This window comes from Oligella sp. HMSC09E12, from assembly GCF_001808505.1.
Lineage (GTDB): Bacteria > Pseudomonadota > Gammaproteobacteria > Burkholderiales > Burkholderiaceae_B > Oligella > Oligella urethralis.
This window is the reverse complement of record NZ_KV793573.1, coordinates 1-607: the sequence shown is the minus strand read 5'-3', so window position 1 is coordinate 607 and position 607 is coordinate 1. Positions and strand designations below refer to the sequence as shown.

Annotated in this window: 1 protein-coding gene; it reads right to left on the bottom strand. The window is 40.7% G+C overall.

Annotated features, from left to right (window positions below):
- Positions 1-65: 65 nt before the first annotated feature.
- A partial coding sequence (locus tag HMPREF3179_RS12250; protein ID WP_070469946.1) for a hypothetical protein occupies positions 66-607 on the bottom strand: 542 nt, incomplete at its 5' end.

Below are 607 nucleotides of genomic sequence, written 5' to 3'. Positions count from 1 at the left end.
AGGGATGAGGTGCAAACCTCACCCTACTCGATTTGTACTGAATGGTTTATGGCATAAAGCTGTAGTTAGTCATTTTCAGGTAGTACAGTAGTTTTGATGTGGACAAATTGATTGTCTAGGAACTCATAAAAATGAGCGCCATAAACATCGCCTTCATTGATTCTTCCAGCTAAGATCAGTAAACGGCTATTGGGTCTAAAAATAATATTTTCCCCTTCACCCCACCAGCAACAGATAGTTCCAGGTAAACCCGTAACATCCCCTGTTTGTGTATTGACTGCTACGCCCATAGTGCACATGGTGCCACAGCCCCATGTCGAGATGACATGGTTTCCAGCAAAGTTGGCTTCCATGTTTTCCGTATCTCGTATACGAGTTCTGAAGTTGCGATCAAATTCAGAAACCAATTTGACGGGCGCATTTTTACCATGGTGTGTTTTTTGTGCAGGGTAATCAGAAAATTGCGGTGTTGGAGCTTCACTTACGCTGGATGTAGGTTGAGATTGTTGGGAGGCATAGCTTTTGTTTATATTGAAAATTAATAAAAAAACAAAGCATAAGAAAGTCATACTGTAGAGGGTGTAAGGTATTTTGTGTAACTTGATTT